This is a genomic window from Anaerostipes sp. Marseille-Q3525 (genome assembly GCF_018223505.1).
Classification (GTDB): Bacteria; Bacillota; Clostridia; order Lachnospirales; family Lachnospiraceae; genus Anaerostipes; species Anaerostipes amylophilus.
In genome coordinates this window covers 1-7,378 of record NZ_JAGTTT010000051.1, presented here as the reverse complement: position 1 = coordinate 7,378, position 7,378 = coordinate 1, and the positions used below count along the sequence as shown (strand labels likewise).

The following is a 7,378-nucleotide window of genomic DNA, read 5'->3' as shown; positions in this document are numbered from 1 at the left end:
TTGGTGTATATATCATAATAAATTCCTCCGTAGAGAATTTATTATAATGTGATTTTGTACATTTTTAAATGATCATTTCTGTACATTCTTATATTAGCATTTATAAATTTATTTTGATTTTTCTATTGCTATTAAGTGATAAGGTGTTTACAATATTCATAAAGAGCTCCTTTGTGTGTATTCGTTAAGACGTTGAACACCTTAATTTTACCACAAATGGATGCTCTTTTTTTATTCACTTGATAGATGAAAGGGAAAATCAATAAAAACATAGCAACTATGCGACTTTTAGTCGCTAACACGACGAAGTCGTGAATAATTCAGAATTAAAAATAATATTTTTATAATTATAATGGTGATTATCGAAAGCGTGAAATAATTTAATATTTTGAAGTTTTATGAAAGACATATTTTTAAAAGAGTATATGTCTTTTTCTAGTTAAAAGTGTTGTTTAGTGATAATAATAAATTTATAGAATATCTCGAGTAGTCATAGTATAATGAAATTAGTTTTTTAGAAAAGAGGAAAGTACATGGAGAATTCAAAATCCAAGGAGTTGATGGCAGGTTTAACAACAGCATTTATAGATCAATCCAATAATTCAAATTTAGCATACCGTCCAGAATTTGTTTACAACGATCATAAACAAGGAAAGAAAGTTCTTGTTTCTTTGGAACAAGAATTAAAACGATGTGATGAATTCTTTATCAGTGTAGCATTTATTACTGATAGTGGGTTTGAATCTCTATCTATGATTTTAAAAGAGCTAGAACAAAAAGGAATTCCAGGGAAAATTCTTACGACAGATTATTTAACATTTAGTCAGCCTAAAGCATTAGATCGATTGGCTCAGTTGAAAAATATTGAATTAAAAATGTTTCGAACAAATTCTGAGGTTGGAGGATTTCACACAAAAGGATATATATTCCGTGAAGATGAATTATATCGAATCATTATCGGAAGTTCCAATATGACATCAAAAGCGATTACAGAAAATAGAGAATGGAATACAAAGATTGTTTCTACAGAACAAGGAGAAGTTACACAAGAAATTTTAAATGAATTCAAGAATTTATGGATGTCACCAAATAGTCAATATTATGAAGAATTCATTGAGGATTATAAAGAACGATATTTACAAAATCAAATCATCAAAAAACAGCAAAGACAAGCAGCAAAAGAACAAATTGTTGATTTTGAAAGTTATAAATTAAAACCAAATAAGATGCAGTTAGCTTTTATCAATAATCTTATGAAGATGAGATCACAAGGAATAGAAAAGGCTTTACTGTTATCCAGTACAGGAACTGGAAAGACTTATGCATCAGCCTTTGCCGTTCGAGAGCTAGGATATCAGAAGGTTTTATTTTTAGTACATAGAAACCAAATTGCAGAACAAGCATTAAAATCATACCAAAAAGTTTTTGGGCCGTCTGTTACGATGGGATTAGTTACTGGTAAATCTCATGATTATGGTGCAAATTTTATTTTTGCGACAGTACAGACATTGTCAAAAACTGAAAATTTAGAAAGATTTGCAAGAGATCATTTTGAATGTTGCATCTATGATGAAGCTCATCATACCTCAGCAGATAGTTATAAAAAGGTTATGGATTACTTTACTCCACAATTTACACTGGGAATGACAGCAACACCTGATAAAAGAGATGATCATATAGAAGGTCGTAATATTTATGAGATCTTTGATCACAACATTGCATACGAGATTCGATTGCAAAAAGCAATGGAAGAAGATTTATTATGTCCATTTCATTATTTTGGAATTACTGATTTAGAAATTGTTGATGATACAATGGTCAATGGAAACAAATTGACAAAAGAAGAAAAGCTACAAAATTTTAGATTTTTGATCTCGGATGAACGTGTAAAATATGTGATGGAACAGGCGGAATATTATGGTTATAGTGGTAATCGAGTAAAAGGTCTGATTTTTTGCAGCAGAATTGAAGAAGCAAATGAATTATCAAAGAAATTTAATGAACATGGTTGGCGAACATTAGCATTAAGTGGTGCAGATTCAGAAGAAGTTCGAAGAGATGCGATTGAACGTTTGGTTAATGATGATATCAATGAGTTAGATTATATTTTATCTGTAGATATTTTCAGTGAAGGTGTTGATGTACCAGAGATTAATCAGGTAATTATGCTAAGACCAACACAGTCACCGATTGTATTTATCCAACAATTAGGACGAGGACTTCGAAAAGCAGAAGACAAAGAGTATGTTGTAATACTTGATTTTATCGGAAATTATAAGAATAATTTTATGATACCGATTGCTTTGTCTGGGGATCGTAGTTATAACAAGGATAATGTAAGAAAATATGTAGTCAGTGGAAATAGTCTGATTCCGGGAGCATCTACAATTCATTTTGATGAAATATCTAAAGAACGAATATTTAATGCAGTTGATAATTTAAAAAGCATGAAAGCATTGATCAAAGAAAGCTATACCTCTTTGAAAAATAGACTGGGTAGAATTCCAAGATTGGTTGACTTTTATGAAAATGAAGAGATCGATCCAATGATTATTATTCGAGAATATAAGACTTATCATGCAATGTTGAAAGCTATGGAGAAAAAACAAGAAATAGAGGAGCTTTCAGATAATGAAACTCTGATATTGGAATATTTATCAAAGACGATTTTAAGCGGGGTACGTCCACAAGAATTGGAATTATTGAAAATGCTGTTGGAGCATAATGAAGTTTCCATAGAAGAATTTCAGGAAGATGTTTCAGTTGAATTTGGTTATCTTTTGGATATGGATGCTATCAAAAATACTATTAGAATTTTACAGGGACATTTTCATATTAATTCTGCAGAACATCAAAAATATGCGCAAATTGATATTTTAAAAGTTAATGAAAATAAAAGAATTCAACGATTAAATAGTTTTGTAAGTAAATTAAATGAATCGGAGTTTCGGAAAGAATTAAACGATATTATTTCGTTTGGTTTACATAGATATAAAGATAAATATAATCAAAATAAGAATCAAGGAGTTCCATTTGTATTATATGAACAATATTCAAGAAGAGATGTTTGTTTTTTAATGGATTGTCACAAAGATTTATCATCTACAATGTATGGAATGAAAAGGATTAATGATGATGTATTTGTTTTTGTTACATATCATAAAGAAGAAACAAAAGATATCAGTAAAGAATACGTCGATGGAAAACCTGATTATGCAGATGTGTTTGAAGACAATCAAATATTCTGTTGGGATACTCAGATTGGAAGAGGTATTGATAGTTCTTATACGCACGATGTGATGAAAGCTTATAGAAAACATTTGATGGTTAAAAAAAGCGATACAGAAACGACATTTTATTATATGGGACAGTTCAATATTGTAGAAGTTAAGCCTGCAAAAAAATTAGATAATAAAGGAAAAGAACGAGATATTGCGAAGTTTAAAGTAAAAATGAGACATGCAGTTCGAGATGATTTATTGCAGTATTTAGAGAGTAATATAGATTAGGTTACGAGTAGAAAATGAAAAGGAAGAATGATATGAAGACGATAAAGGTAGTGGCAGCAGTTATAAGAGACGGAGATAAGATATTTGCGACACAGAGAGGATATGGTGATCTAAAAGGTGGATGGGAATTTCCTGGGGGAAAGATTGAAGAAGGGGAAACTCCACAGGAAGCTTTGAAGAGAGAGATTATGGAGGAATTGGATACAGAGATTGAAGTTGGAGAATTGATTGATACGATAGAGTATGATTATCCGGAGTTTCATTTGTCTATGGGGTGTTATTGGTGTTCTGTAGTTAGTGGCGATTTGGTTTTGAAAGAGCATGAGGCAGCTCGATGGTTGGGGAAGGATGAATTAATGGATGTTGAGTGGTTGCCGGCGGATGTTGAGTTGATTGATGAAATATTTAAATTTAGTAAGTAAAAATATATAATTTATGCTAATTAAAAAGAACAGGGAGTTAATTTTATGATTAATTTATCTTCAATAGAGACATTAATAAAGAAAAATGATGTCACAGGAAAAGATCGTTGGTATCCTCAAGCTGTTGAGTTATATAAAGCGAGTATAAAGATGGATGAAAATACAGATGAAATAAAGAGAATGAGAAGTAATTTTGCATATAGCATGCAGTATTTGGAATATATAGAAAAGCAAATTGACGAATTAAAATTATCCTCAGTACTAATCTCTATGTTGTATAAGACATATATTATTACGGGAGTTGGAATTATAGAATTACTGTTTGTTTATATCCTTAAAAAGAATGAACAGTGGAATCAAACAGAATGGTTAGAATATGGGAATATGGTGTCAAATCCTAAAATAATTAATGGAGAGACTATAAGAGTAGAAACAAAAATATGTAAAAGAGTTAGTAAATATGATATGAGAATGGATCTTGATTCAATGATAAAAAAAGTAGAAAAAAAGCATATAATATCTATAAATCATGAAGTATATCCAGCCTTAAAAAATTTAAGACAATTAAGAAATAGGGTTCATTTGCAAGTTGGTGATGGTGCTTATGATCATGATTATAATGAAATTGGACTAAATGAGATTCAAATGATGAGACGTATTTTATATACTATTTTAACAGTACCAGAAATATGTAGATATAAAAATTGTTTTAAATTTATATATGATAGTTACCAAAAATACAAATAAAGAAAACTATTAAGGTCCCTGAGACATTAAGAAATCATTCATCTAGCAAGCTATATGGCACAGCTTACGGGCAAGCCGCAGGAAGAAATCATCAGCGAATTGCAAGGCGTAATCTTTAGAGTGCCAAACTATGAGCCTGCCTTGTATGTTACGGCAGACGAATATCTGTCGGGCGATGTAAGGCAAAAACTGAAAGTTGCGGAGATAGCGGCGAAGTCCGACCGTACGCTGACGTTGAATGTGGAAGCCTTAAAGCAGGTCATTCCGAAAGACCTTTCCGCCGCTGAAATTTCTGTCCGTCTGGGGACGACTTGGATACCAGAGTCCGATATTCAGCAGTTTGTAATGGAACTTTTGACCCCGTCAAGCCACGCTGCAAGACGGCTAAGGGTACGATACACCCCGTATAACGGCGATTGGTTTATTGAAAATAAAAGCTCCGATTTTGGAAATGTCAAGGCAGACAGCACCTACGGTACGAAAAGGGCTTCCGCCTACCGCATTATCGAGGACACCTTAAACCTAAAGGATACCCGTATTTTTGACTATGTTTACGATGAACACGGTAACAAAAAAGCGGTGTTCAACCATAAGGAAACAACGGCGGCACAGGCAAAGCAGGAAGTCATCAAGCAGGCGTTCCAAGACTGGATATGGGAAGACCCAGAACGAAGAAACCGCCTTGTCCGTTATTACAACGATACCTTTAACAGCAAAAGACCCCGTGAGTATGACGGACGGCACATTACCTTCGGCGGTATCAGCCCAGAAATCACGCTAAGACCCCACCAAGTCAATGCTATCGCCCATATCCTATACGGTGGCAATACGCTCCTTGCCCACAAGGTAGGTGCAGGAAAAACCTTTGAAATGGTAGACGCCGCACAGGAAAGCAAGCGTCTGGGCTTATGTCAGAAATCAATGTTTGTCGTTCCAAATCATCTTGTCGGTCAGTGGGCTTCCGAGTATTTAAGGCTCTATCCGAGTGCCAATATCCTTGTTACCACCAAGCAGGATTTTGAAACGGCTAACCGAAAAAAGTTCTGCGGCAGGATTGCCACAGGCGATTATGATGCGGTCATCATCGGACATTCGCAATTCGAGAAAATCCAGATGAGCGTGGAACGGCAACGGGAACAGCTACAACGGCAGCTTGATGATATTGAAATGGGCATTGAAGATGTGCAGAAATCCCACGGAGAGCAGTTCACGGTTAAGCAGCTCATGAAAACAAGGAAAGGAATTGAAAATAAGCTCAAAAAACTGAACGATACCAAACGAAAGGATACGGTCATCGACTTTGAGCAGTTGGGTGTTGACAGGCTTTTCATTGACGAGAGCCATTTTTACAAAAATCTGTACCTCTACACCAAGATGCGGAATGTGGGCGGTATTGCCCAGACAGAAGCCCAGAAGTCAAGCGACCTCTTTATGAAATGCCGCTATCTGGACGAAATCACAGGCAGCCGAGGAACGATTTTCGCAACAGGAACACCTATCTCCAATTCAATGGTGGAGATGTATTCCGTACAGAGATACTTGCAGTATGACACTTTAGCAAGGAACGGCTTGCAGCATTTTGACAGTTGGGCTTCTACTTTTGGCGAAACGGTCACGGCTCTGGAATTAGCCCCAGAGGGTACAAACTACCGAGCCAAGACAAGGTTTGCCAAGTTTCACAACCTGCCAGAGCTGATGCAAATGTTCCGTGAGGTGGCGGATATTCAGAACGCCGATATGCTAAAGCTCCCTGTACCAAAGGTCAATTACCACAATATCAAGACCAAGCCGAGCGAGATACAGACCGAAATGGTGGCTTCTCTTGCAAAGAGAGCCGAGAAAATCCGTGCAAGGCTTGTCGAGCCGCAGGTCGATAATATGCTCAAAGTGACCAATGACGGGCGTAAACTTGCACTCGACCAGAGAATGATAGACCCGATGCTGCCAGACGACCCGAACAGCAAGGTCAATGTCTGTATCGACAATGTGCACCGTATCTGGGAGGAACACGCCGACACAAAGGCGACACAGCTTGTATTCTGTGACCTTTCTACACCGAAGAATGACGGTACTTTCAATGTCTATGACGATATTCGTGAGAAGCTAATCGCCCGTGGCGTTCCTGTCGAGCAGGTGCGTTTTATCCACGAAGCGACCACAGATGCACAGAAAAAAGAGCTGTTCGCAAAGGTGCGAAGCGGCGAAGTCCGTGTGCTTTTAGGCTCTACCCCGAAAATGGGGGCAGGTACGAATGTGCAGGACAGGCTCATAGCAATCCACAATCTGGACTGCCCGTGGCGACCAAGCGATGTAGGACGGATTTTGCGGACATTCAAAATAAAAAAGAATGTGGAGGTAACAGACAATGGCAAAGACAATTTTTGAGGAAATGGGCGGCAAATACGAAAGGCAAGGCGATTATTTAATACCGTGCTTAACTGTACCCGCCGAAGAAGAACAGCCGATAGGCATCTGGGGACAGCGGCATTTGGATTATCTGAAGCATCACTGCAAAGTTACATACACCAATCTTCTTACAAGCGGCAGACTTAACGCTTACCTTGCCGACATTGACAGACAGGCACAGGAACGCTTTGAAAGGCTCATAGAGGGTATGAAACAGGCACAGGGCATAACGGAACAGCTAAAGGCAGAAAACGCCTTAGAATGGACAGGATGCCTCAATAACATAAGGGCTTG

The 7,378-nt window shown here is 36.6% G+C and carries 4 protein-coding genes and 1 pseudogene; all 5 read left to right on the top strand.

The genetic code is table 11. The annotated features are described in order from the left end of the window. The first annotated feature begins 533 nt into the window (after positions 1-533). Positions 534-3,509 (top strand): DUF3427 domain-containing protein, encoded by a 2,976-nt coding sequence (locus KE503_RS13820; protein WP_212385615.1) that lies wholly within the window; start codon positions 534-536, stop codon positions 3,507-3,509. Positions 3,510-3,541: 32 nt separating this feature from the next. Beyond that, the gene (locus KE503_RS13815) at positions 3,542-3,931 is read left to right on the top strand and encodes a (deoxy)nucleoside triphosphate pyrophosphohydrolase (RefSeq protein ID WP_212385612.1); all 390 of its coding nucleotides are present in this window, start codon (positions 3,542-3,544) and stop codon (positions 3,929-3,931) included. A gap of 45 nt (positions 3,932-3,976) precedes the next feature. Then, on the top strand, positions 3,977-4,678 hold the full coding sequence (locus KE503_RS13810; RefSeq protein ID WP_212385611.1) for a hypothetical protein: 702 nt from the start codon (positions 3,977-3,979) through the stop codon (positions 4,676-4,678). Between the two features lie 51 nt (positions 4,679-4,729). Continuing rightward, a pseudogene (locus tag KE503_RS13805) lies at positions 4,730-7,063 on the top strand (DEAD/DEAH box helicase family protein); the annotation flags it as partial. Then, the coding region (locus tag KE503_RS13800) for a TnpV protein (RefSeq protein ID WP_212385610.1) at positions 7,044-7,378 on the top strand (335 nt) is incomplete at its 3' end. The pseudogene KE503_RS13805 and the gene KE503_RS13800, both read left to right, overlap by 20 nt.

Excerpts from the sequence above, each read along its gene's own strand:
- KE503_RS13820 (WP_212385615.1), top strand. The coding sequence starts at position 534 with ATGGAGAATTCAAAATCCAAGGAGTTGATGGCAGGTTTAACAACAGCA.
- KE503_RS13815 (WP_212385612.1), top strand. The coding sequence starts at position 3,542 with ATGAAGACGATAAAGGTAGTGGCAGCAGTTATAAGAGACGGAGATAAG.
- KE503_RS13810 (WP_212385611.1), top strand. The coding sequence starts at position 3,977 with ATGATTAATTTATCTTCAATAGAGACATTAATAAAGAAAAATGATGTC.